This window comes from Sporolactobacillus mangiferae (genome assembly GCF_023336505.1).
Taxonomy (GTDB): Bacteria; Bacillota; Bacilli; order Bacillales; family Sporolactobacillaceae; genus Sporolactobacillus; species Sporolactobacillus mangiferae.
Genome location: NZ_JAMAST010000003.1, coordinates 250,205 through 275,166, shown reverse-complemented (window position 1 = coordinate 275,166; position 24,962 = coordinate 250,205). Strand labels below are relative to the sequence as shown.

The following is a 24,962-nucleotide window of genomic DNA, read 5'->3' as shown; positions in this document are numbered from 1 at the left end:
CTTTGCATCTCAAACTTAAAACCTCTAATATAGAGATATGGAGCTGTTCCTAATACTAGATATAAAATTGAAATAAAGGATTAAAGGAGAAAAGGAAACAGAACTCATGAATTTACTGATCGGGTACCTGAAGCGACAATCGGTTCGACGTGTGTTGATCTTTGCTTTGCTGGTTTTTATCATTTATTTATTGCGCAGCCTCCTTGACCTGCTGCTGCTCACCTTTATTTTTTGTTTTCTCGTTGATCGTCTGGAAACGTTTGTCCATCAAAAGATACGGCTGCCCAGACGGCTTATCGTTATTACCTTGTATTTGTTAATAGGGATCGGTATTTATGCGGCAATGACCATTTACCTGCCGATTATTGCCGATCAGACCGTGCAGCTTTTCGATTCAATCATGAAAACCATCAAAGAATTTCGCGGTTCGGTTGTTGTGAATGCAATCTTTGATCAGTTGCAGAAATATAATGTTGAAACATACCTGAAATCAGGCGTTAAGTTTATTATTGATTCTTTTTCCTCTTTCGGTTCGTTTACGATTGATTTATTTCTTGCTCTTTTGCTCAGTCTGTTTTTCTCACTTGAGAAGGATCGGCTGATTCAGTTTTCCAAGGGTTTTAAGACAAGCAAGATCGGTTTTCTCTACGAAGAGGTTGCTTTTTTCGGCTCAAGATTTGTGCAGACCTTCGGAAAAGTTATCGAAGCGCAGTTTGTCATTGCACTGGTGAATACGGCAATTACGGCGATCATTCTTGCCATTCTTCATTTTCCTCAGCTGGTCAGTCTGATTCTGATGGTGTTCGTGCTGAGTCTGATTCCAGTTGCCGGGGTCGTCATTTCGTTGCTTCCGCTTTGCATCATCGGTTATACGATTGGCGGCATTCAGGACGTCATCTACATGGTTCTCGCCATTCTCTTCGTGCATGCAATCGAAGCCTATGTTTTAAATCCGAAACTGATGTCGGCCAAAACAGAGCTTCCGGTCTTCTATACGTTTGTCGTGCTGATCTTTTCGGAACATTTTTTCGGAATTTGGGGATTGATCGTTGGTCTTCCGATTTTTGTTTTCCTGATCGACGTACTTGGTGTCGAATATAAACGGCCAGCGAAAAAATTGCCCTTTAATCGTTCCAGGAGCGACAAATAAAGGTTCGGGTGCGGCAGAGAATGCTGTTGTCCATGGTGATGAGCTCTGCCCTTGCCTGGAAAGATGAATTCACGTATGATGGAATCATTATGCGATCATTAAAAGAGGTATGAATATGGATAAACCCTCCATTTATGGATTAACATTGGATCAATTAACCGACTGGCTGGTTGATCATGGCGAAAAGAAGTTCAGAAGCGCTCAAATCTGGAATTGGCTGTACGTCAAAAGAGTGACCAGCTTTGATGCAATGACGAATATCTCTAAAAACACGGTTCAGCTGTTAAGCAGTGCCTTTGTCTTGGGCAGCCTTGAAACACAGATTGAGCAGCAGGCAAAGGACGGGACAACAAAATTTCTGTTTCGCCTGTCCGACGGCAATCTGATTGAAACGGTGCTCATGCCGCATGAATATGGCCTGTCTGTCTGTGTCACGTCACAAGTCGGCTGTAATATCGGCTGCAGCTTCTGTGCAAGCGGTCTGCTTAAAAAGAACCGTGATCTGGCCAGTGGTGAGATGGTAGAGCAGCTGCTCAAAATTCAGCAAAGTCTGGATGCCAGAGGAAATGATGAGCGGGTCGGTCATATTGTGGTCATGGGAATTGGTGAGCCTTTTGACAATTTTGATTCTGTCATGAACTTTCTGCGGATTATTAATAGCGGATCGGGTCTTGGTATCGGGGCGCGGCATATCACGGTTTCAACCAGCGGTATCATACCGAAAATTTATGAATTTGCCGATATTGACTGGCAGGTGAATCTGGCAATCTCACTGCATGCACCAAATAACGAACTTCGCAGCCGTATGATGAAAATCAACCGCGCGTATCCAATTGAAAAGCTGATGGATGCGGTGGATTATTACTTAAAAAAGACCAACCGTCGTATTACATTTGAATATATTATGCTGAAAGGGATCAACGATCATAAAGAGGAGGCGCTCCAGCTGGCCAGGCTTCTGGAGAATAAGCGCCATCTGTCTTATGTCAACCTGATCCCTTACAATCCGGTTGAAGAGCATTCTGAATACCAGCGAAGCGAAAAAACCACTGTGACTGCATTTTACGAGACATTGAGAAAACGCGGGATCAATGTGGTCATTCGCAAGGAATTCGGCACGGATATTGACGCCGCCTGCGGCCAGCTGCGCAGCAAGCAAATGAAAAGAACGCGCGCCGTAAGATCATAATGGCCTGAGAGAGTCAATCATATGAAACCCGGAAGAGCGTCTCCACTCTTCCGGGTTTTTTGTACATTTGCCCGTATCTGTGCGTTTGCTCGTGAGCGAATGCAAGTTTAAATCATAAACACCAGATGTGACATCTTCCGGATCACGATTTTTGAATGGGCTACCGGTGATGCGTCAATGCCAGCTGAATACCGAACCCAATCAGAAAGAACCCGGTTGTCCCCTGTATGATACGCTGGACGTTTGGCCGATGCAGCCATTGGCTGAATGACGCGATAAGCAGCACATACAGACTGAGTAAAATCAGATTAATGATAATCTGTGAGATTCCGAGAATGAAAAAAGGAACGATTGAATGATTACCGGGACGAATAAACTGCGGAAGGAAGGTCAAAAAGAAAACAGCAACCTTAGGATTTGTCAGATTGGTAATGAATCCCTGAAAAAAGCTGATTTTTATTGAGGTTGTTTTTTGCTTTGTTTGAAGATGGATGCCTGGGTGGTTCTGATGACTCTGTTTATGCAGGCCGGATAAAGTACGCACGCCCAGATAGAAAAGATAGCAAGCCCCTATATATTTAAAAAGTGAAAAAGCGGCGGCTGAATGAACGAGCAGTGCGGACAGACCGAGTGCCGCTGCTGATGTATGGATCATGAGTGCTGATGACGTGCCGCAAATGGTGCGGAACCCGGCGGATCGGCCGGACATGAGTGTATTTCGGGTCGCAAGCGCCATGTCAGGCCCCGGTAGTAAAACAAGCAGACAGGAGACAAACAGATAGAACAGATAATTTTCCAAGACCGCGGCCCCCCCTTTCAATTATAAAATATACTGGCATGACACCTTCTCGTTGCCATAAGATGCATCGTCGTTCCCTCACCTTTATCTTTCGGGAAATTTTTATTGGCATTAGAAAACTTGGCTTTGCCAAGCCTCTGGTGAAGATAAAGTCGCCGTCGCACTTATACAATCATCCGCTGAATTTCAAACTTTCTTATAGTATAAGAAAAGACGGAAATCACGAAACGGATTTCCGTCTTTTCGGCCAACAATCAGGATTCATAATTTATGTTATTGAACGAGACATCATGAGCGATTCCGGCAGGCTGAAGCGCCCCTTCATCTGGAATATTTAGAATAAAGTTGACGATATTTTCAGAGGTCTGCGGATCCATGAATTGCTGCTGTGATTTTTTAATCTCTTTTAACATGGCAACGTTGTTTTCGAGCAGTTCGTTGATCGTCGGTACAAGATCGCTCATTGAGTCGCATGTAATCGCCAGGTGGTACTTTTCAGCAAACTTCGGATTTCCTGCTTCCTGACCCGGGAGTGCCCCTGTAATGACGATCGGTGTGTTGCAGGAAACGGCCTCCATCATAACATTCGGGCTGCTTCGAATGAACGCAATATCAGAACTGGCAATGAGATCCTGTATATTTTTGGTGAATCCGTAAATTTTCACCTTGTCGCCATACTTCTTGACCAGTGATTTTTTCAGGTGTGCTTGTAATTTTTCGTTTCTTCCGGCTACAATGGTAATGTTAAATCCGAACGTTTCGATCAGGGTTTTAGCCATTTTTCCCATGTTTCCGACACCTTCACCGCCGCTCATGATCAGACAGTTGAGCGGTTTGTTCGGTGAGTAGTGCTCAATGTCCTTGTGCGTCTGGGTGTAAAAACGTGAACGAACCGGAAATCCAAGTACCTTGATTTTGTTTGCAGGTACACCGAATTCAATGCATTTTTCTTTGGCTTCCTGGGTCGGACTGATGATATAGTCGGCGCGGCTGTCCGCCCATAGCGGTGTAATGCTGATCAGATCAGCGATTAACGTGACGAAAGGTATATCAATATTGTTTTTTTCGAGAATATTGAGGATGGACCCGTTAAAATTCGGATGAACGGTCAGAATGAGATCAGGCTTAACTTTGTCAAGCAGAGCAAGAAATCTGGTGCGAATTTTTGCTTCAATCAGATGATTGACAAACGGCACCTTCACGGATGTGATATCCCAAATGATTTTCCAGAGATGCTCCGAGTTTCTCGTAATCGGACCGTACATTTTACCGACTTTCAGCAATGTGTTTCCGCCTAATGAGAAACCATCGACCACATGAATCTTTACATCCGGAACAATATCAAATTTTTCACTTAGTGATTCCGTGATGCTTTTGTGGCCGTGTCCGGTGTAATTTGAAGAAATGATGAGTATATTTTTAATCATCGAAGATATCCTTTCTCTAACAATTGGACTGACTCGCTAGATAAGCAGTCTCTTCTGTCTCATTTACATTGTATGCTAAACTGGGACAAGAAACAATTTATTTAAGGCAGTTATTGAACAATCGTAACAAAAAGATTATAGCTGCGCAACAAAAACCTAAGGAGACACGTCCGTATGTCATTGCAGAAATTCAAAGTTGTTTATGCGATTTCCGTATACGTCAGCTTAGCGGCATTCGATAATATTGTGATCGGATTGTTCCCGCCGCTCTTCTCTAACATATCAAGCGATTTACATGTCGCGATCTCGTCAATGGGTGTCATTTCAGCAGTTAATATTCTGGCTACTTCGTTCTCTTCATTGTTCTGGGGCTATCTGTCCGGGAAATACCATCGCAAGCGATTGATTATTTTTGGCACCATGATCTGGGTCGTCGGTGTTTATCTGACATCGCTCAGCAATTCCTATGTGCACTTGCTGAGCTGTCAAATTATTACCGGAATCGGGCTGGGCTGTGTTGCGTCCATTGGGTTCAGTGCACTGACCGATTATGTGCCCTATCACTCCCGCGGCATGATCCTGAGCCTGTGGGGCATGTCTCAGGGATTTGGCGGCATTGCCGGCGCGCTGATCGCTTCTATCATATCGACAATGGCCAACTGGCGTCTTCCATTTGAAATCCTGGCACTCATCGGCATGGTGCTCATTGTCTTTTACTTTTTTGTTGAGGAACCACGCTTTGGCAATACAGAACCTGAACTGAAACGGTTAATGGAGCTCGGTATGAATTATACATATCGAATCAGCATTAGCCAAGTGGTTGCAATGATTGGAAAAAGGAGCAACCTGCTGCTCTTTCTGCAAGGCTTCTTTATGAACATTGCAACGGGAAGCTTGATCTGGCTGCCGACACTCTACATATCGAAAATTGAAGAGCTTGGGTACAGCACGAAAATTGCAATGATTGTCGCCGCCTTTCTGTTTGGCATTTTCCAAATTGGAGGAACCCTGTCCTCTTTCTTCGGTTATCTCGGGGATGTGCTGCAACGAAAAAGTTACAAGGCACGCGCATTGATTACCGCGGTGTTTGTTTTTTTGACCATGCCGCTGTATATTCTATTATTTATTTTTCCAATTGATCAATTATCACTCCCTGACACAACGAATTCAGTGACTTTATTTTTCAGTCTGCTTGGTGACCTGATGACAAATCCATGGGTCCTGACTCTTTTTGTGATTTCGTTGTTTGCGTCTGCCGCACAATCGGCGAACACGCCAAACTGGCTGGCACTGATTACAGACGTCAATTTGCCGGAGCATCGCGGCACGGTTTTCAGTATCGCCAACTTAGCGAACAGTCTTGGCCGGACAGTAGGTAATCTGGGTATTGGTGCCATACTGGCCATCGTGTCTATCTACATTCATAGCCCAAGCGATTATATTTTGACGATGAGTCTGCTGCAGCTGCCGCTTATCCCTTCCGCGCTTTGCTATGTATTTATGGCAAAATATAACGTTCGGGATATTTATTCGGTGAAGAAGACGCTGGTCAAGAGAGGGAAAATCATGTGATTGCGAATGACAAGCATGATTCACGGAAGCCTTGCTTCTCCTGCATCGGATCTTGCGGGCTGCTGACTGGGCCCCACTGCCAGTTATAAGAGGTACGTCATAAAAACAGAGCCCCTGAATCTGGATGCAGACTCAGGGGCTTGCCCTTCCATTGAATACTCTCAGGCTTGTTCTTCAAATAATCGGGCGATCTCAACAATGGTTCGGGTCGCCTTAATCATGTCGTTCACCGAGATATACTCATATTTACCGTGGAAATTTTCTCCGCCGGTAAACAGGTTAGGTGTCGGCAGGCCCATATAAGAAATCTGAGCGCCGTCGGTCCCTCCGCGAATAGGCAGCACCTTTGGCTCAATATCCAGATTTTTCATCGCCTGATAAGCAACTTCGACTACTTCTTTATGCTGTTCAACAATTTCTTTCATATTGTAATACTGATCTTTTAACTGAAGTTCAATGGTGCCTTCTCCGTACTTCTTTTCGAGTCTCTGCACGGTTTTCTGGACGAACGCTTTCTTTGCTTCGAATTTTTCTTTGTCAAAGTCGCGAATGATATAAACGACTCTAGTCTGTTCCACGTCACCGGTAAAGCTCAGCGGATGGTAGAAGCCTTCATATCCGTCGGTGCGTTCAGGGGCTTCTTCCGCGGGCAACTGATTTTGGAAATCGACAGCCATTTTTATGGAATTCAGCATTTTGTTCTTTGCGGAACCTGGGTGCACATTGCTGCCTTTAAAAATTAATTTTGCTTCTGCAGCATTGAAATTCTCATACTCCAGTCCGCCAAGCGCGCCGCCGTCAACTGTATAGGCAAAAGAAGCGCCGAATGCCTGAACATCGAACTTGTGCGGGCCGCGGCCAATTTCCTCATCCGGCGTGAAAGCTACGCGTACTTTGCCGTGTTTGATTTCGGGATGCTGAATCAGATAGTCCATAGCCGTCATGATCTCAGTGACACCTGACTTGTCATCGGCGCCAAGAAGCGTTGTGCCGTCGGTCGTGATCAGCAGATGCCCCTTATAATTCAGGAGCTCGGGAAATGTTTTCGGACTGAGGACAATGTTGCGCTCTTTGTTCAGGACAATATCGCCGCCCTCATAATGCTCAACAAGCTGAGGATTAACGCCATCGCCGGTAAAATCGGTTGCTGTATCGACATGGGCCATGAATCCGACTACCGGAGTCGATTTGTCCGTATTTGCGGGCAGCGTTGCCATGACATAACCATTTTCATCCATGGCTACTTCCTGCATGCCGATTTCGTTTAATTCTGCAACGAGCTGACGGGCGAGCGTCAGCTGGCCAGGCGTTGACGGACAGCTTGGACTGTCATCGTCTGATTGTGTGTTGACTTTTACGTATGAAGTAAAGCGTTTGATCAGATCTTCTTTCACAGGGGTCAGCCTCCTTAATAATCTGTTTCTATCTTACCACGGCAAAGCGCGCAATGCGTCTGTTTTGCCGAATGCCTGAGTGAAGAGAGCGGTGGCTCTGTTTATTTTAACCACGATGCGGCACTTCATCATCCAGTACATGTGAAAATAGAGTGAAGAGGCTGTTCAAAAGGTGCCGAACTTTATACGGCGCTCCAGTTGCTCGATCAACAGAAACGTTCCGCAGGCATTAACTGCACCTTTATCGCAAAACGTACGTCATTGTAAAAGGCATCCCATCATCAACAGACTTCTGAGACACCCTCTTGATCTTAGCTAAGCATAAAAGTACAAGCATGATACGAAAGTGCGAGACATCAGCGGGACCCGCGTGCCAGCGAGATCCCAGTGCGCCCGCGGTAAACGAGCAGCTGGAGTGTCCGTCAAGACACGAACCCAGTTCGATTACAGAGTAAAAAGGAACTTTCGCTGGTTGTAAAAGGCACTTCCACTAAAGGCTGCATGTCCTGTGCACAACGCGGAAGCCACCACATCCTGTGAAAGTACATCCTGTGCACAACGCGGAAGTCACCGCATCGTGCGGAAGTAAGGACCAGGCCTAGCTTAGTTTTTCTAACGCGTATTGCATCCGGATGCGAAAACGAGTATTCACCTTGCATGTCAGCAAACCTGCAATGGTCTGGAAAAAGGGAAATTCGCACTTTTCTGAATGGTTCCATCCGTAATGAAAGTGTTGTACAGCATCTGTCTCCAATTCACGAAAAAGTGTAATAATTTTTTACTGAAGGCAGCAGGGTAACGGCCTGGATGGCCAGTCCGAGAAACATATAGAACACGTGTATAGGCTAGATGCCATGCAGCAGATACATTTCGACAGTCAGCCAGATAATGAGCGCGAACCCGACATACAGTGAATGGATCCATGCCCAGTGCGTTTTTTTATACAAATTGAATGGTTCAGCAAGTGTGAAAGGTTTTTTGGTAATTAAAAACAAGGCCACAAGCAGCGGATAGAGGCCGAGAAAAAGAAATAAAATCAATCCCGGAATTAAATAGTTATCAAAAAAGCTGTCTTTTAGAAGCGAGAGCGGCATACTGAGGAGTGCTCCGTCAGGGGATAGAATTAACAGACCTCCGCCAATGAACGCGCCGATACCGAGTAATAAGTGTAGGACAATCAATGCATAGCAAGCGATCGTTTTTTTATGGGTTACCTGCATCTTCTTTTGTCTCCAATCCTTTGAAAATATAATCTGCGCTTTTCATCATTAGTCCGGCAATCTTCTTTTTCTCTTCGCTCGTTCTGCAATGGGCATATTGCATGGACAGCATGATCTGTTCGTTGTTGAACAGCGCAGCAATGAGCGGTTTATCAATGGTTTTGATCTTTCCCCGACGCTCCATTTCGGTCAGTATGGCTATATAGTAATCGACATTGTTTTCAATCATTTCTTTTTTAAAGATACTTTGGGCTGTCCTGTTGTAGAAATGTTCGGAAAAAATGAGCGTTGCCATCTGTGTCCACTGTGCATCAATGCGTTTGCCATAAGCCAGGATTAAGGACTTGAATACATCTTCGACAGGCATTTTTTCCATGCTGGCAGTAATCCTGTCTATAGGAGGGCGTGAAAAAGAAAATGTTTTTACAAAGGTCTGACAGATATCATCCATGATCGCCTCTTTCCCGGCATAGTGATTATAAATTGAACTTCCTTTGATGCCTACCGCACGCGCGATGTCCCGTATGGAGACACCATTGTAGCCTTTTTCTGAAAAAAGTGCCAACGCACAATTGAAAATTTCCTGCTTTGTACTCAATATTACACCTTCAATGCTTTATTGCTTCGAGTATATACTAACGTTAGTTAGTTTTCAACCTGAAATTAAATTTTCTGTTTTTTTGCCTGATTTTTTCAAGAGTAAAGAAACATCCATGAACCGTTTGAATGAAAATACCATGGGATAAAAACCAGCATTTACGTATAGAAGTATATGATTTTTCCCTGCAGGCAACCAACAAAACAATCATGAGCCGGATCAAATTCATCAGAAGTTCGGTTGAATTTTTTTGTTGGGGCATTATGTATTCGGCTGACAGACAGCGCAGGTCAAATAAACGAACCATACTCAGTCCGAAAGAAACACCTCAGCGAAGGGCTGCGTGCTTGTTTATGTTCTTGCCACACCTTTTTTCCAGACAATGGGGCCAGCGATGAAAAGGATGGCGCAATAGACCGGAACCCCAAATCCGGGGAATGTCCAGCGAATGAGCGCATGTGCAGCTGCGAAAAGGCCGGCAATCAGAAACAGAAAGATGACGATGAAATTTCCGCTTGCGGGAGCGGCGTCAAAGGACACAGAGAAAGGCAGGTCGCCATCCAGACAGTAGTGACTGCAAATGACCGTATAAATGGATGCGGTAAGCAGAACGGCAAGCAGATCCGGCAGAATCGTCCATTTAAACAGGAAAAGAAGTGCGATGGAAAGGATCAGGTAAACAGGCAGGAAGAGCTGGGTAAAGACGGCTTTCAATGCACCGGAAAAAAGAGCAGTGTGGCTCTGAATCGGTGCAGCTCTGTAAGTCCATGCGCCCTTATACGCACTCGAATACTTGAGCATCAGCAGTACCGTAGGAATCATGATCAGACAGAAATAGGCATAAAAATATCCGGAACCCTTACTAAGCTGGTTCCATGATGAATCGCTCAAACTGTTCATCAGGAAAATGAATGGAAAGATAAAGGCAATACCGATCGACGGGTAGACTTTCAGTTTAAAGGTGCGGTCCTGTTTTATGATCGATGAGGCAAATCGGAAGAACAGCCGTTCTTCCCGGTTCCGGCAGAGCAGCCGGCTCGTCCATTGGCTTAATCGGCTGAACTGCATGTTTCCCTTCCCACGCTGCATCGATAATTTAATAATGGCCTGCTCAAACGATGTACTGAATGCCTGGTTGACAATAAGCAGGATGATAGGGATGACAAGTCCAAGCAAACCGAGGAGGGCCATGTAACCGGTACGTTCCGAGCTGCCGATCAGCCATTCGATCATTGCGCCAGACCAAAGCGGAGGAACAAAGAGCTGCCACCACGCTGGAGAGAATGTCAACTGAGTGGCTGTTCCATCAAATGCGCGTAGCACGAGCTGATAGCCGACCGCAATCGCAATCGACAGGAAAATCTGTACGGAGTTGATCATGTCCTTCAGGCGTTCGCCGTCAAAGCATTTCAGTACGATCAGATAGATAAACGTTGTACAGGAGACAGCAGTCAGGTCGATGAACAGGAGATTCAGAAGGAACAGTAAAAAGAATACTGGTCCGAATTTTATCAGGCCGATCAATGCAGATGGCAAACCAAGTGCGCCGGTCAGCAGAATAAGGTAAATGCAGATATGAACAGTTTTTGCCGCATGCAAAGTTCGTGAACGGATTGGTTTGGTCCAGAGAATTGACAGATCACGAGTATCGAGGAGAACGGATGAGAAATCGGCGATCATTGAGGTCATGACCATGAAAAGAATGATGCCGAAGACAAGGCTTGTTCTGAACAGATAATTACCAGGCAATAAATTCATTGGAATCAGAAACAGTCCGATTAAAGCATAGACCCACAGTGACTTAAGAAACAGATTGCTTTCCTTTCTCTTCGTTCGGGTCCTGCTTCCAAGCACGACGGGCAGACGGCGTGTATCCATGATCAGCTTAACGGCCAGCACGTGTCTCATTGCCGGATAGTCAACACCCAGTCGTTCAAAAATCGGACGCAGCCAGTCGATCACTTTCAGAAAAAAAATTTCCCGCATGGGTCACGCCTCCTCAACAATCGATACAAAATCTTTGGCAATCTGTGCATGCTGATGGAATCCGGTTAGCTGATTGAATAATGCTTCCAGGCTTCCTTCCGTGTTCTGCACTTTTAATTCTTCAAACGTGCCATCAGCGGCAATCTGGCCGTCATTGAGCAGTACGATCCGGTGACTGATTTTCTCAACGACATCCATGATGTGCGATGAATAAAAGATGGTCTTTCCGGACGCAGCCAGATTGGCCAGTATTTCCTTGAAAACCAGTACGCTGTTTGCGTCCAGTCCGCTGAGCGGTTCATCGAAAAAGAGAAGATCAGGGTTGTGGAGCAGACTGGAGATGATCAGCACTTTTTGCCGCATCCCCTTTGAGAACGAAGAAAGACGAGTGTCAAAAACATTGTCCATACCAAATTGCTGCATAAGCAGTTTTCCTTTTTGCTCTGCTTTTTTTTCTTCCAGGCCGTAGCAGCCGCCGGTGAAGATCAGGTATTCGCGCGGAGTGAGCATATCGTATACATCCGCAGTCTCCGGTACATAGCCAATTCGTTTTTTGTATTCGATGCCGGCATTGCGGATATCTTCACCGAACAGACGAGCGGTTCCGCCATAGCCTTCCTGAAGACCGAGCAGAATGCGAACAGTCGTACTTTTTCCTGCTCCGTTTGGACCAATGTAGCCGATAATCTGCCCGCTTCGGACTTCGAGATCTACGCCCTTCAAGACGGGGTGCCCACTGTAACTCATGGTCAGATGTTCCATTGCTAAAACGGTTGATGATTTCGTTTCGATTATGATCATCTCCTGAAGCTCATTCTGTATCTACCGTACCACGACAGCACAAGATTGTCCGTGTCTAAAGTCCCTGCGTGTGATCAAAAATGATGAGTGATATACAGGAAAACATGTGTCACGGCGAATGCCCAGTGCATATATCAATAGCAGAACCCAAAAAGGGAACGGAGAACGCCGGATCAGGCTTCTGTTCGGTGTCCAGCCCCACCACCAGATTTGCGGGTCTCATTTTGTAAATGGAGGCGATCATTTGACAAATGATCCATTTTCAACGCTGCTCCAATCCCGTAAACAATGCAAAGGATGTGGCGATTTATGAGTGCGCTCGATATCATTCATTGCAGCAAATATTATAAGAAAAACAACGAGGCACTGTGTGCGCTTGAGAATGCGGATCTGCATGTTGCGCGCGGACGCTTCGTCAGTATTATCGGACCGAGCGGCTGCGGGAAATCGACACTGTTCAATATTATTGCCGGTCTGCTCCGGCCGTCAACCGGGCAGGTGCTGCTTGACGGAGAGGAGATCACCAGGAAAAGCGGATATGTCGGCTATATGCTGCAAAAAGATTTGCTGCTTCCCTGGCGCTCGATTCTCGACAATGTCATTATCGGACTTGAAATTCGTGGCATCCCGAAAAAAAAAGCACGTGCACGGGCCCTTCCGATGCTCAAAAATTATGGCCTTGGCGGCTTTGAAAACGACCATCCCGATGCATTGTCCGGAGGAATGCGGCAGCGTGCCGGGCTTATCCGTACGCTGCTCTATGATCGGGATGTGCTGCTGCTTGACGAGCCTTTCGGTGCACTTGACGCCCAGACACGGATGCAGATGCAGAACTGGCTGCTTGAAATCTGGAACGATTTTAAGAAAACGATTCTTTTTGTTACCCACGATATTGATGAAGCTATATATCTTTCGGATGAAATTTATGTTTTTACCCATCGTCCGGGAAAAATTAAGGCGCACATCGAAGTTGATCTGCCGCGGCCGCGCAATGAGAAAACACTGATGAATGATCGCTTTCTTGAATTAAAGCGCGAACTGCTGCTGATGCTGCGTGAGGAACATGGATCAACAGAGTGAACAGGGAAATTGAGAGGGAGCGGAGGTGATGAACACAATGTCTCATGAAGAAAAAAATAACGAACCGTTTATTGAAGATCCTGGCGTGCGACAGACCCGGCTTAGGCGGCGTGCCCTGATTGGACAGATTCTGGTTGGGGCGATTCTTATTATTTTGTGGGAACTCCTGACAAGAATCGGCTGGATGGACAGCTACTACTGGAGCAGTCCGAGCACGATTGTCCGTACAGGCTGGACGGCAATGATGCAAGGAAGCCTGCTTCAGGATATGGCCTATACCTCAGGTGCAACGATACTTGGTTTCGTCACCGGAACGGCCGCGGGGTATCTTCTCGGCCTATCGTTCTGGTGGTCGGCGCTCTACTCCAGAATTTTCGAGCCGTATATGATCGCCTTTAATGCTGTTCCGAAACTGGCGCTTGCTCCCGTACTCGTGATTATGTTCGGGATCGGCTTTGATTCGAAAGTTGTGCTCGCCTTTCTCATGACGATTATCGTGGCAGCCATTGCAGCATACAGCGGTGTGCAGAACGTTGATCCGGATCTGGAGAAAATGCTCCTTTCATTAGGCGCAAAACGTCGTCATGTGTTCATGAAAATTGTTGTCCCAACTACGTTTCCATGGATTGCCAGCATTTTGAAAATCAATATTTCGCTGGCACTCGCCGGTACCATTGTCGGTGAATTCATTAGTTCCAGACAAGGAATCGGCCGAATGATTCTTTATGCCGGTCAGGTGATGAATATTGATCTTGTCTGGGTTGGCGTTGTCGTACTTTCCATTCTGTCAATCGTGATGTATCTTGGGACGGTTTGGCTGGAGCATGTCTTAATGAAAGGGAGAGCGTCAAAATCATAATCAGGAGGATTTAATGATGAGAAAACTGAAGTGGCTGCTAAGCCTGCTGCTCGTGGCCATGCTTGTCATGACTGGCTGCGCGCCGCATCAAGCAAAGCAGGAAACAAAGAAACTGGTCATCGCTGAGCCGGTGCACCTGATTGCTTATCTTCCGTTGTACGTGGCTATTGACAAAGGCTATTTTAAAAAGGAAGGACTTGATGTAAAAACGATTACGGCAACTGGGGGCGCCCACGTGACCTCTGTTGTGAGCGGGGATGCCTGGGGTGTGATCGGAGGCCCGGATTCGAATCAGATCGCAAATTATAAAAGTAAGGATCCGATTACTTCTGTTGTAAACGTCGTTAATCGTGCCAATGTCTACCTGATGGCGAATAAAAAGCTGAATTTGAAAGGGCACAGCGACAAAGATCTTGCTGAATTTATGAGAGGAAAAACCATTGCTGCCGGCCGTTACGGCGGAAGCCCGAATCTGCTGACCCGCTATTTGCTGATGAAGGTTGGCCTTGATCCCAAGAAAGATGTAAAACTGGAAGAACCGGCAGACGCGGCCGCAGTCGTCTCGCTTGTATCGCAGGGGAAAGCAGATATGGCGAACGGCGCCGAACCGCAAATCAACGAAGGGATTAAGAAGGGAGCCTGGGGTGAACCGTTCTACGGTTTCCCAAGTCTCGGCGATTATGCGTATTCTGTAGTCAGCGTCAAGGAATCTACGATTAAGAAAGATCCGAAGACGGTTCAAAAGTTCGTCAATGCCATGCTTAAAGGTCTGAAGCTTGTTAATGAAAATAAAGCCGAAGCGTTTAAAGTGCTCAAGAAGGAATTCCCGACAACACCAGAAGCAAGTTTGCAGGCGGCCATGGATCGCGCCTATAATGACAATCTTTGGAGTAAGGACGGCTATATCACTAGAGCGGCCGTTGCCAAACCAATGGAAGTCGTCAAAAAAACTGGCATTTATACTAAAGGATACAAATACAGCAAACTCGTTGACATGGAATTTGTAAAGAAAGCAGGCAAAAACAAATAAGCATGCATTTTAATATGGATGCTATGGGGAAATATACTGAAACGGCACTCGGATGTCGCTCTTTTTTTGCAATAAAATAAATAGATAAAATCCATTGATTCGAGTGCGGCTACAGAACGGCATACAGCACCTGGACAAACAGAGTCAGGAGCAAAAGGTAAAAACAGGTGAACGAAAAATTCCAGTTTGACAGGGTGAATGGTTTTTCATCAAGCAACGAAGCCATCATACCAAGCGTTGCGTTGTATGGCCCCATCAGAAATGCAGGAATGGCACCGCCGAGCATTGCGATCGTAACAACTGTGGGTGCCTGATGAAGAAGTTGCGATTTCAGCGCTTCAGAAATAAGGGCTAATCCAACAGCCGGATGAAGGCCGGCAAAAGCCAGTGCAAAAGGGATTAGCGGCAACAGAATCATGAAAGCGCGAAATCCTGTCCATTGAATCAGGTCGTCCATCCAATGTGTCACCAGTCGATCGGTGTGGGAAGTGTGCATTGCGGTTATAAAAAATCCCGCGGTAAGAAAAATAAAGAATTGATTTTTCATTTTAGGAATGTATGCATAAAAATGGCGGCGGACACCGGCGAAAAATGGTCGTGCCTGTCCGATCAGTACACACCAGAAATAGGCAAAGGGAATGACAACAACGCTGACAAGAAACAGAAAACTGACTGGGAACACGTGGTCCAGAAACACGATGAGCCCGTTGAGCAAAAGGACAGCAATGAAAATCTGCAGTAATTTACCATTATGATCAGGTGGATCAAGTATATATGATCGAGTGGCTGCTGCCTGCTGATGCCCCTTTATTTCGGACGATATTGCTGAATGCATACGCATGGAGTTAAGCCCCCAGTCTAATAAAAGCCCAATGACACTCAGCAGCAGTAATAAAGGGAGCACACGTGCATAGGCTGTCCCGGTTAAATAAAGCACTGTTCCGACAATTGGTGTGATCGGGCTCCAAAGGAGCGGCATCGCATAACCATGTGTGATGGCTTGATTGAGGTACTTTTTTGGGTGCTTAATTGGATAGCCGGGCAGAGACGGTGCAATGGAATGATAGGTCAGCGGGAGAGCGCCCAGATTCATGAATGAACTAAAGAAATAAGAAACTGCTGAAGTGAGCACGTAAAGCTGTCCTATCCCATTGATTCTCTTGTGAATGATCGTGCTGACCGCATCAGAATAACGGCCATATTGAATAGGCAGAGCGAGGACCGGGATGATGGCGAATAAAGCCACTAATTGAATCATTTCACCGAAGGACATGACATATGCCGAAAATGTTGCATGGCTGGCAATGAGCATCGAAATACCGGAAATAAGAAAAAACCCGCCAAAAATCAGTGCCAGTCCTCTGACGCTGCGCAAACTGATGAAAACGGTAAGCATACATAAAAATGAGACCATTGTTTTTAAAAAAGGAAGATACGGGAACAGGGTTGCGAGCATGTAGAAGCTTATTGCGGCCAGATAAAAAATGCGGATCAATCGCGGGCTCCTCCTCCATTTTCCATTTACAGATGAAATTGAATCAACCCACCGAAAAAGCGGTACGCCTATAACTTGCACAACTGCACGAAAAAATACCAGTGTTAAAAAGTATTCTGCGGAGCAAGTTGTGAAAAATCAACGGTTTCATGCATGGATATCGCAGATTTCTGCTATGATTAAAGTAAAATGGACAGGAACACTTGGAAGGGCAGGAAGAAGTTCATGACGTTGATGTGGGGCATACTATTCGGCTTTATTGCGGCCTTCATCGCATTGGCTAAGAAAAGGAATGTGGTGCTCTGGTTTATTGCCGGATTTATCATACAATGGCTCGCAGTAATCCTTTTGCTCATTTTGCCCGGCGGCAGCCATCACGTCTTTTCCGGCAGAAGAGGCGAGTCGGGCAGCCGCACCAATACGCAATGGCGAAGCAAGGTATCGCGAGAATGCCCGTACTGCGGGCATCAGGTCGCTTTTGACGATATTCCCGGAAATTGGACCTGTCCGAATTGCGGACAGACGTTTACATACAGCACGGACGGCCGCGTATACAGGCAGCGTGATGAGCGCCTGATGCCTCAGATAGAATGGATTGTTAAGCTTTTTGCAAAAATAGCAAAAAAAGATGGCGTTGTTTCGGAAAATGAAGTACGTCAGGTCGATCAAATTGTCCGGCAGGCGTTTCAGCCGACACGACAGCAGCTGCAGCAGATTATGACACTGTTCAATCAGTCCCGTTACTCCGATGAGTCTGTCGAATCGATTGCTCAGAATCTGTATGCATCGGTCCGTGGGCGGCGCGATATTCTGGCCGATACGCTGACGGCACTGGTTGCCATTGCTGCTGCGGATGGCATGCTGCGCCCGGAAGAAGAAGCAACGATTCGAACAATCGCTGCTATTTTTGGACTTGCCGATGAATATGAATCCCTGAAGTCCCAATTTTTCGGGCGCTCGTCACAGGGGAATACTGAGCAAAGTATGGGCATTGACGCGTGTTACCGGCTGCTTGGCTGCAGGCAGGATGATTCCGATCAAGTGATCAAGAAAAAGTACCGGGCACTGATCAAGGAAAATCATCCCGATCGCCTGATGAGCCGTGGCGCGTCGGAAGCAAGCATCAAAGAAGCCAATAATAAGATCGCGGAGATCAAACGCGCGTACGAGCGAATCATGGCTGCCCGAGCATAACATAAAGGCCGCAAATATGTGTGTACTCGTTTAAATGAGGTGACTGGTTTGAGTGGAACTGAATGGGGGAAGTTCCGTGAGCCGCTTCCGCTTACTTTCTTTGAACAGCCGACTCAGCAGCTTGCAAAAGCCCTGCTCGGCTGCCTGCTCGTCAAAGAGACTCCGGAAGGAACGGCTTCTGGATATATCGTCGAAACAGAAGCTTATATGGGCGCCGAAGACCGCGCGGCCCACAGCTTTGGAAACAGGCGGACAAAACGGACGGAAATCATGTATGCATCGGCGGGACATGTGTACACTTATACGATGCACCGTCATGTTCTGCTCAATGTGGTAAGCGGACCGGAAAACGTTCCTCATGCGATCTTAATCAGAGCTGTCGAACCCTTTGAAGGCAGTGCTCTGATGGAGCTGCGGCGCATGGGCAGAAAGCGACGTGAGTGGACTAATGGACCGGGGAAGCTCTCTGAAGCGTTGGGCATTACCCGTGAGGATTATGGAAGAACGTTTACTGAGCGGCCTCTGTATATTGCTGAAGGATTTGTGCCGGATCAAGTGATGCGCGGACCAAGGGTGGGGATTGAAAATACAGGTGATGCACGATTTTACCCGTGGCGATTTTGGATTAAGGGAAACCCATATGTCTCAGCAATGCGAAAAACTGTTCAAAAAGGTTGATGCAAAGCCATTTTATGCTTAGCTTTTATGACCAGATCATATTTAACAGAAAATTATAAAGAAAAATGCAATAAAAGTATTTACAACTTAATTGATTTCTGATAGTATCAATGTCAACCACAAAAGAGTCAGTCAACGAAAAGGAAGTGAGTATCGATGGCACAGGTCGTGAGCGGCATACGAGTGAAAAGCTTGATTCGAATTATTTTGCGATTGCGCACATGAAAGGGCTGAAACAAATACCATTTTAATCAAAATGGATTGTTTGAGTCCTGCTTATCATCGTCAAAACAGGCGCTCAAGCATTCGCAAAGCGCCTGTCCGAGAAAATCGGATGGGTTTTTTATTTAGCTTTTTCGGTGATTTGCGGATCCTGTCGGCTGTTCCGGTTCTTCTTTCGTGAAAGTTTTTGTGGCGGAATATTTTGATTATTTAGTTATAAGAGAAAAAATTATTAAGGAGCGAAACAAAGGATGAATGCAGAGAGGAAACAGAAAATGAAGGATTATTTCATGGATCGAATGTATAAGTGCTCGGCAGGGATTGCCAATGCGATTCTCGTCACATTAGGTATCGGGCTGCTCTTTGAAACACTGGGCAAATTCACAGGCTATCATCCGTTCATGGTGATCGGCGGTGCTGCAAAAGTGCTGCTCGCCCCGGCTATTGGCGCCGGAATTGCGTATCAGCTAAGGGCCAATACATTGACTATGTTTAGTGCCATGGCCTGCGCGGCAGTCGGAGCCAACGCGATTGTCATTCAGTCAGCGGCACCGCAGGTATTTACGATTGCTCCGGGCCAGCCGGTCAGCGGTGTTATTGCGGCAGTGATCGCAACGTATGTCGGCAAGAAGATCAGCGGCAAGACGAAGTTTGATATGATGGCAATCCCGTTTTGCTCGGTTTTTGTCGGCGGCATTTGCGGTTATGGGCTTGCGCTTGTCGTGACTCCGGCTCTGAATCAGATCAGTGCCATGATTACGCATTCGGTTCAGGGATCACCCCTGATTGCTTCTATGGTGATCGCACTTGTCTGGAGTATTTTCCTGATGTCACCTGCGTCTTCAGCAGCTCTCGCCATCGCACTTCAGCTTGATCCGGTGTCGAGTGCGGCAGCGCTGATTGGCTGTACGGTACAGTTCGTTGGGTTTACGGTGATGTCATTCAGAGAAAATGATTTTGGCGGATTCTTCGCGCAGGCACTTGTCACACCAAAGGTGCAATTTCCTAATCTCGTGAAAAATCCGAAACTGGTCATTCCTCCATTCGTGGCGGCCATTGTCAGTGCACCGATCGCAACCATGCTCCTTCATTTTCAGGTTCCTTACGAACTCGGCGGGCTTGGCCTAAGTTCATTCATCGCTCCTTTGAACATACTGGCCATCCAGGGAATCAGAGGGTTGCTCGCATTTGTAGTCGCGGGTGTCCTCATTCCAGGTGTGATCACCTATGTGCTCTATCGTGTCATCAAAATCTTTGGCTGGGTCAAAGCCGGCGATCTGCACATGGAAGTACAGTAAGTAGTAAATAAAAAAAGCAAGTTGATAAATCAGATCGAAGCAGACCGAAAAGCTGCTTCGGTCTTTTCTTTTGTACTATAAGAAACCATATGAAAACCAATAAACCAGTGTCTTACCGAGAATCAAAGCAAAGGTGCGCTGGCGCCTGCGGAGCGTTCCTGTTGATCAGCGAGCCAGGGAAGACCCCGCAGGAATTAGTCTGCCCGCGGAGGCTTCCGGATCGCCCGCGGCAAGCGAGCAACTGAAGCGCCGATGCCAACAAAATAAATAGATCAAAGACTCTGGCAGAAAACGGTGAAAGCGCTCGATGATCGGTAAATCGCATTCAAACGACAACAGTGTTGCGATCAATGAATCCGGTGCTTTACCAGGTTTTCACATGCCATGCAGTAGAATGATGGCTATGCTAGAATGAAAAAGGACCGTGAGTGACGAAAGGAAGTTTATGTTAATGGCAAAATCAAAAACAAAGACCAATGCAATGCGCATCCTGGATGCCGAGCACATTCCCTATCGCGCTCAGAACTACGACATTTCAGACGGACGCATTGACGGGATGTCCGTAGCGGAAAAAGTTGGCGAAGATCCAAGAAATGTTTTCAAGACGCTGGTGACACAGGGGCACAGTGGTGAGCTGTATGTGTTCGTTATACCAGTGCCTGAAGAACTGAATCTGAAAAAGGCAGCAGCGGCAGTTTCTGAAAAAAAGATTGAAATGATTCATGTAAAAGACATTCAGAAGCATACCGGATATGTACGCGGCGGCTGTTCTCCCATTGGAATGAAAAAGCAGTTCCGAACGGTCGTTGATGCTTCGGCAAAAAAAATTGATCATATTGTGATCAGCGGAGGAAAGAAGGGCATGCAGATTATATTGGCGGTTCCCGACCTGATTGAAGCTGCCCACGCTACTTTTTCGGATGTTGTCCGATAAAAACAGAGGAAAATGAACAGTAACTGTTAATAAAAAAGATGTGCAGAGATCAGGAATGGGTATGGAGCGGTGAGCACTGCAAACGAAAACGCCATTCTGAGGGCCTGTTTTTTGGTCAGATAGGGGCGAAGATAAAGATAGTCCATGAGATACAGGATCAACCCGGAAAAAGCGACGGTCGCGACAAAGATCAGGGCATTCCATGGCGATGAATAGATCATATAGTAATCAATCAGCTGTATATGCAGCTTTACACCGAGCGCGCCGATTGATGTCAGAACAAGTGCGCCGATCATATTTGCAGTCAGGCCAATCAGCCAAAGCCCAATGAGTATACGCCAGGCGCGTTGCAGTGGCACGCTGATACTGAAGAACTTCGTCACTAAAAAAAGAACAACCGCATTGATGACCAGATGAATGAGTGCGACCTCGATGAGCATTGGCGGAAGAAAATAAAGCATAAATATTGGAAAACTTATATGACTAAGAAACACAGGAGAGCAGATCAAGGTTTTGCCTTCTTCCGTCACAGCAAAAGTTAATTAATAATTCGATTGTTCGAATATATGCCCTTTATTTCTTCCGGTGATTTTCCCCGGACAAGCAGGCAAAAATTTTCATAACCGATTTCAAGATGGGCATTCATTAACTGCTCCAATGCGCGCAGGCCCTGCGGATGTTTATGAATTTTCTCGATTTCATTTTTGTACAGATCGATAATCGATCTCTGGACAAAGTGGGGGGCATATTGCAATGCGTATCCATCGTTTCCAAGCATCAGACCGCAAAGATACTCATACTTAAACTGAAGCTGCCGTGTGAAGTTAACCAGGTGAAGCAGACGATAAAAGGTATTTGGGTAGCTTTCTTTGAAATTTCTGATCGCCGTTTGTGCTTTTCTGAGATCCTGAATGCTGCTGATGGTCTTCATCGATGAATCCCTCCTTGTCTGACTGCGGGTATGAAAAAACACACCCCTTTTTATTATATGACTTCGCGGGTTTATCTGAAACATTGACGGTGCTTATTTCATGTATTTTCCACAAGGAAGCGTTTTCTTTCTAATGCGCTGACCAGTTCAGGTATTTTTAACAGGGTTAAGAAAGTATAAGATTTTAGCTAAGCATAAAAGTGTAAGCCAGATACGGTAGCGCGAGACGCCTGCGGAGCGTTCCCGTTGATCGCATGCCAGTGAGCAGCTGGAGTGTCCGGTACAAGATCTACAGCAAAGGACCAGGCTTAGCCAGGCTTTTTAAAAGTATCCTGGCACTATAAATCATCGGTTTACAATTAAATGATGTCTTCTTCTGCGCCGGTGCGATAAGATATTTGCGAAGCTGCGCGAATATCCACGTACCTGAACAGGATTACAGGTATTCGATTCCGAAACGGTCAGAATAGAATAAGGAAAAATGGAATAAGAAACGTCTGCTTGACGAAACACGTCAGTCAATACCTGCGGATATTGAACTTTCTGTCGGTGCATGTTATAGTTATAACTCAATAAGATGATTTATTTTAAGTTAAAAAACAAATTAAATCATAACACATTATTAATCGATTGTCAATAGGTACTTGCAAAAAAACGATTGCCCCAGCGCCTTAAAAAGATAAAATGCACGAAGAGGTGTGATTCATTATGGTTCAGGATGAACGCAGGCAAGAACAGGAACGGGTCAACGAAGTTGTAGCTATTATTGGGGAAAAGATTGAGAAGATCACCGGGAAAAAGAGCAATGTGAAGCAAGGAATTGTTGATTTAAGAAAAAATTTCTGGGATGACGTTACGGTTAATCTGGATGAAAACGATGATGTATACGAAACGCAGGCAAGTATTAAGCAGCAGGCGGAGTTACTGTCAGAGCGTGAACGGCGCCACGGGCAGATGTCAAAAGAGCTTAAGACATTGTCACGGCTTCAGGATGCCCCCTATTTTGGACGCATCGATTTCCGCGAAGAAGATGAGCAGAATGCCGAGCCGCTTTATATTGGTATTGGTTCACTTATGGACGCAAAAAATGAGGATTTTCTGATCTATGATTGGCGCGCGCCGGTTGCGAGCATGTACTATGATTACGCGCCGGGTCCGGCCAGATACATGTCGCTGGACGGAGAAGTTCACGGCGAGATGACGCTCAAGCGGCAGTTTATAATCCGCGCGGGCAAGATCAGGGGGATGTTTGACACCGGGCTTACCATCGGCGATGCACTGCTGCAATCGGTGCTTGGCGGGAAGGCATCCTTACAGATGAAGAGCATTGTTTCAACCATTCAGAAGGAACAGAATCAAATCATCCGCAATGAAACGGATCGCTATCTGATCGTACAAGGCGCTGCGGGAAGCGGAAAGACATCAGCCGCCTTGCAGCGGGTTGCTTTTCTTTTATATCGGTATCGAAAAACACTTCGGTCAGATAATATGCTGCTTTTCTCGCCCAATCCGCTCTTTTCAAGTTTCATTTCTTCAGTGCTTCCAGAGCTGGGGGAGGAAAATGTCGTACAAACCACGTTTAAGGATTTCATTGAAGAACGCATTGGCGATGAATTGCAGGTTGAAAATCCGTTTGACCAGACGGAAGCCTGTCTGACGATGGAGGATAATGAGCGGCTGAACACAAGAATTGCCGGCATTCGTTTTAAAGCGTCGCTTGGCTATCGGAATATGATTGATCAATGGCTTGAACATTTGAAATCTGAAGGCATGATTTTCAGGGACATTACGTTCCGTGATAAGATTATTGTCTCAAGTGATGAAATCAGTAAGTTTTTTTATGCACTGCCAGAGACTCAGTCACTGCTGAGCCGGCTGGAGCAGGTGCGCGACTGGCTGCTGCGCCGAATGGCGGTTTTTTCAAAACGTGAACGGCAGGAAGACTGGGTGCTTGAAGAAGCGGGGCTGCTTGATAAATCGGATTATCAGAGCATTTTTGACAAACTGCAGCAGGAAAAACGCTTCAGCGAAGATACTTTCGATGATTATGATCGCGAGGAACTGCTGCTGCGCAAGATTGTCATGAACCGGCGTATGAAGAAGCAGCGAAGACGAGTGAAGCAGCTTGAATTTGTGAACTTCCAAAAGGTGTACAGCGAGATTTTTTATCAGCCGTTCAGTGATGCAGAAACACCAGAGCATTGGCCGGAAATCTGCCGCGCGACACGAATGCGTTTTGAAGAAGGTGATTGTCCGTGGGAAGATGCGGTGCCTTATCTGTATATGAAGGAAAAAATGCAGGGGCGAAAGGGAAATCAGGAAATTCGGCATTTGATCATTGATGAGGCCCAGGACTATTCGCCGACGCAGCTGGCTTATCTTAAGGCTGCTTTTCCTCGCTGCCGCATGACGATTCTCGGCGATATGAATCAGGCCATTTATATGCAGAGCCTGGAACAGGATACAATGCTCTCCGAACATCTTTACAATCCAGAAGAAGTGAAAAAACTGACGCTGCTCCGCAGTTACCGGTCAACGAAAGAGATTATGAATTTTGCCCGGGCAATGGTAAACGGGGGTGATCAGATTGAGCCGTTTGAGCGCAGCGGCAAACTTCCGGAATGGATTGATGCAGCAAACGAAAAGGATAAAGTTTCGATTATTTTGGATAAACTCACGGCATTTAAGAAAAATGGCTTTGAAACGTTCGCCTTAATTGGAAAAACGATGAAAGAATGCAGAGAAGCATTCAGGCTGCTCAAAGATCACACCGATGTCAAACTGATCACACAGGAAACATATCAATTTGATAAAGGATTTATCATTATTCCAACCTATTTGGCAAAGGGAATTGAATTTGATGCGGCGATTATTTATGATGCATCTGCAGGCAATTACTGCCGGGAACGTGAACGTACGCTTTTTTATACGGCATGTACGCGCGCGATGCATGAACTGGTTCTGCTTTCATCCGGAGAGGTAAGCCCGTTCCTGAATCTGATACCAGATGCGTGTTATTTGCGGACATCGGTCGACGGCTAAGACGCGATCGATGGACAGATGCCCCGGTTTTTCGCCGTGGGCATCTTTTTTTGCAAGATAAGA

The 24,962-nt window shown here is 46.1% G+C and carries 21 protein-coding genes; 11 read left to right on the top strand and 10 right to left on the bottom strand.

Annotated features, from left to right (window positions below; translation table 11 throughout):
* Nucleotides 1-106: 106 nt before the first annotated feature.
* Complete coding sequence (locus tag M3N64_RS05490) at nucleotides 107-1,150, top strand: AI-2E family transporter (protein ID WP_249099264.1); 1,044 nt, start codon at nucleotides 107-109, stop codon at nucleotides 1,148-1,150.
* Nucleotides 1,151-1,265: 115 nt separating this feature from the next.
* The gene (gene rlmN, locus M3N64_RS05485) at nucleotides 1,266-2,339 is read left to right on the top strand and encodes a dual-specificity RNA methyltransferase RlmN (protein WP_249099261.1); all 1,074 of its coding nucleotides are present in this window, start codon (nucleotides 1,266-1,268) and stop codon (nucleotides 2,337-2,339) included.
* Between the two features lie 160 nt (nucleotides 2,340-2,499).
* Here the strand turns inward: rlmN and M3N64_RS05480 are convergent, their stop codons facing one another.
* Nucleotides 2,500-3,138, bottom strand: coding sequence for a LysE family translocator (locus M3N64_RS05480; RefSeq protein WP_249099257.1), 639 nt, complete (start codon nucleotides 3,136-3,138; stop codon nucleotides 2,500-2,502).
* Between the two features lie 254 nt (nucleotides 3,139-3,392).
* Nucleotides 3,393-4,565, bottom strand: coding sequence for an MGDG synthase family glycosyltransferase (locus M3N64_RS05475; RefSeq protein ID WP_249099254.1), 1,173 nt, complete (start codon nucleotides 4,563-4,565; stop codon nucleotides 3,393-3,395).
* 174 nt (nucleotides 4,566-4,739) lie between these two features.
* Between M3N64_RS05475 and M3N64_RS05470 the strand changes: the two genes are divergently transcribed.
* Nucleotides 4,740-6,137, top strand: coding sequence for an MFS transporter (locus tag M3N64_RS05470; protein ID WP_249099251.1), 1,398 nt, complete (start codon nucleotides 4,740-4,742; stop codon nucleotides 6,135-6,137).
* A gap of 161 nt (nucleotides 6,138-6,298) precedes the next feature.
* On the opposite strand, the gene pepT is transcribed toward M3N64_RS05470, so the two are convergent.
* From pepT to M3N64_RS05445, 5 genes are all read right to left on the bottom strand, one after another.
* Entirely contained in the window at nucleotides 6,299-7,531 is a 1,233-nt protein-coding gene (pepT, locus tag M3N64_RS05465) for a peptidase T (protein WP_249099247.1), read from the bottom strand.
* An 845-nt stretch (nucleotides 7,532-8,376) separates the two neighbouring features.
* Nucleotides 8,377-8,751, bottom strand: a complete 375-nt coding sequence (locus M3N64_RS05460; protein ID WP_249099244.1) for a hypothetical protein — start codon at nucleotides 8,749-8,751, stop codon at nucleotides 8,377-8,379.
* A complete protein-coding gene (locus tag M3N64_RS05455) occupies nucleotides 8,735-9,349 on the bottom strand; it encodes a TetR/AcrR family transcriptional regulator (protein ID WP_249099241.1) in 615 nt (204 codons plus the stop codon). Before M3N64_RS05455 ends, M3N64_RS05460 begins: the two co-directional genes overlap by 17 nt.
* A 351-nt stretch (nucleotides 9,350-9,700) precedes the next feature.
* A complete protein-coding gene (locus M3N64_RS05450; protein WP_249099238.1) occupies nucleotides 9,701-11,335 on the bottom strand; it encodes a hypothetical protein in 1,635 nt (544 codons plus the stop codon).
* Nucleotides 11,336-11,338: 3 nt separating this feature from the next.
* Nucleotides 11,339-12,136, bottom strand: coding sequence for an ABC transporter ATP-binding protein (locus tag M3N64_RS05445; protein ID WP_438271000.1), 798 nt, complete (start codon nucleotides 12,134-12,136; stop codon nucleotides 11,339-11,341).
* A gap of 309 nt (nucleotides 12,137-12,445) precedes the next feature.
* On the opposite strand from M3N64_RS05445, the gene M3N64_RS05440 reads away from it, so the two are divergent.
* Genes M3N64_RS05440 through M3N64_RS05430 form a run of 3 tightly spaced genes read left to right on the top strand, consistent with a single transcriptional unit; the run spans nucleotide 12,446 to nucleotide 15,105 of the window.
* Nucleotides 12,446-13,216 carry an ABC transporter ATP-binding protein gene (locus tag M3N64_RS05440; RefSeq protein WP_249099236.1) on the top strand — a complete coding sequence of 257 codons (771 nt, stop codon included), beginning with the start codon at nucleotides 12,446-12,448 and terminating at the stop codon, nucleotides 13,214-13,216.
* Between the two features lie 37 nt (nucleotides 13,217-13,253).
* A complete protein-coding gene (locus M3N64_RS05435) occupies nucleotides 13,254-14,075 on the top strand; it encodes an ABC transporter permease (RefSeq protein ID WP_249099461.1) in 822 nt (273 codons plus the stop codon).
* Nucleotides 14,076-14,091: 16 nt separating this feature from the next.
* The gene (locus M3N64_RS05430; protein WP_249099234.1) at nucleotides 14,092-15,105 is read left to right on the top strand and encodes an ABC transporter substrate-binding protein; all 1,014 of its coding nucleotides are present in this window, start codon (nucleotides 14,092-14,094) and stop codon (nucleotides 15,103-15,105) included.
* A gap of 109 nt (nucleotides 15,106-15,214) precedes the next feature.
* Here the strand turns inward: M3N64_RS05430 and M3N64_RS05425 are convergent, their stop codons facing one another.
* Nucleotides 15,215-16,600, bottom strand: coding sequence for a hypothetical protein (locus M3N64_RS05425; protein WP_249099229.1), 1,386 nt, complete (start codon nucleotides 16,598-16,600; stop codon nucleotides 15,215-15,217).
* 225 nt (nucleotides 16,601-16,825) lie between these two features.
* Between M3N64_RS05425 and M3N64_RS05420 the strand changes: the two genes are divergently transcribed.
* The 4 genes from M3N64_RS05420 to ybaK all read left to right on the top strand — a co-directional run bounded on the left by M3N64_RS05420 (nucleotide 16,826) and on the right by ybaK (nucleotide 20,926).
* Nucleotides 16,826-17,794 (top strand): TerB family tellurite resistance protein, encoded by a 969-nt coding sequence (locus tag M3N64_RS05420; protein ID WP_249099226.1) that lies wholly within the window; start codon nucleotides 16,826-16,828, stop codon nucleotides 17,792-17,794.
* A 48-nt stretch (nucleotides 17,795-17,842) separates the two neighbouring features.
* Nucleotides 17,843-18,472: a DNA-3-methyladenine glycosylase gene (locus M3N64_RS05415; RefSeq protein ID WP_249099224.1), complete on the top strand. Its 630-nt coding sequence runs from the start codon at nucleotides 17,843-17,845 to the stop codon at nucleotides 18,470-18,472.
* Between the two features lie 473 nt (nucleotides 18,473-18,945).
* Complete coding sequence (locus tag M3N64_RS05410) at nucleotides 18,946-19,992, top strand: PTS sugar transporter subunit IIC (protein ID WP_249099220.1); 1,047 nt, start codon at nucleotides 18,946-18,948, stop codon at nucleotides 19,990-19,992.
* Nucleotides 19,993-20,443: 451 nt separating this feature from the next.
* Complete coding sequence (ybaK, locus tag M3N64_RS05405) at nucleotides 20,444-20,926, top strand: Cys-tRNA(Pro) deacylase (protein WP_249099217.1); 483 nt, start codon at nucleotides 20,444-20,446, stop codon at nucleotides 20,924-20,926.
* A 26-nt stretch (nucleotides 20,927-20,952) separates the two neighbouring features.
* Here the strand turns inward: ybaK and M3N64_RS05400 are convergent, their stop codons facing one another.
* Nucleotides 20,953-21,387, bottom strand: a complete 435-nt coding sequence (locus M3N64_RS05400) for a hypothetical protein (RefSeq protein ID WP_249099213.1) — start codon at nucleotides 21,385-21,387, stop codon at nucleotides 20,953-20,955.
* Between the two features lie 77 nt (nucleotides 21,388-21,464).
* Entirely contained in the window at nucleotides 21,465-21,857 is a 393-nt protein-coding gene (locus M3N64_RS05395) for a hypothetical protein (protein WP_249099211.1), read from the bottom strand.
* Between the two features lie 708 nt (nucleotides 21,858-22,565).
* Between M3N64_RS05395 and helD the strand changes: the two genes are divergently transcribed.
* Nucleotides 22,566-24,899: an RNA polymerase recycling motor HelD gene (gene helD / locus M3N64_RS05390; protein ID WP_249099207.1), complete on the top strand. Its 2,334-nt coding sequence runs from the start codon at nucleotides 22,566-22,568 to the stop codon at nucleotides 24,897-24,899.
* Nucleotides 24,900-24,962: the final 63 nt, after the last annotated feature.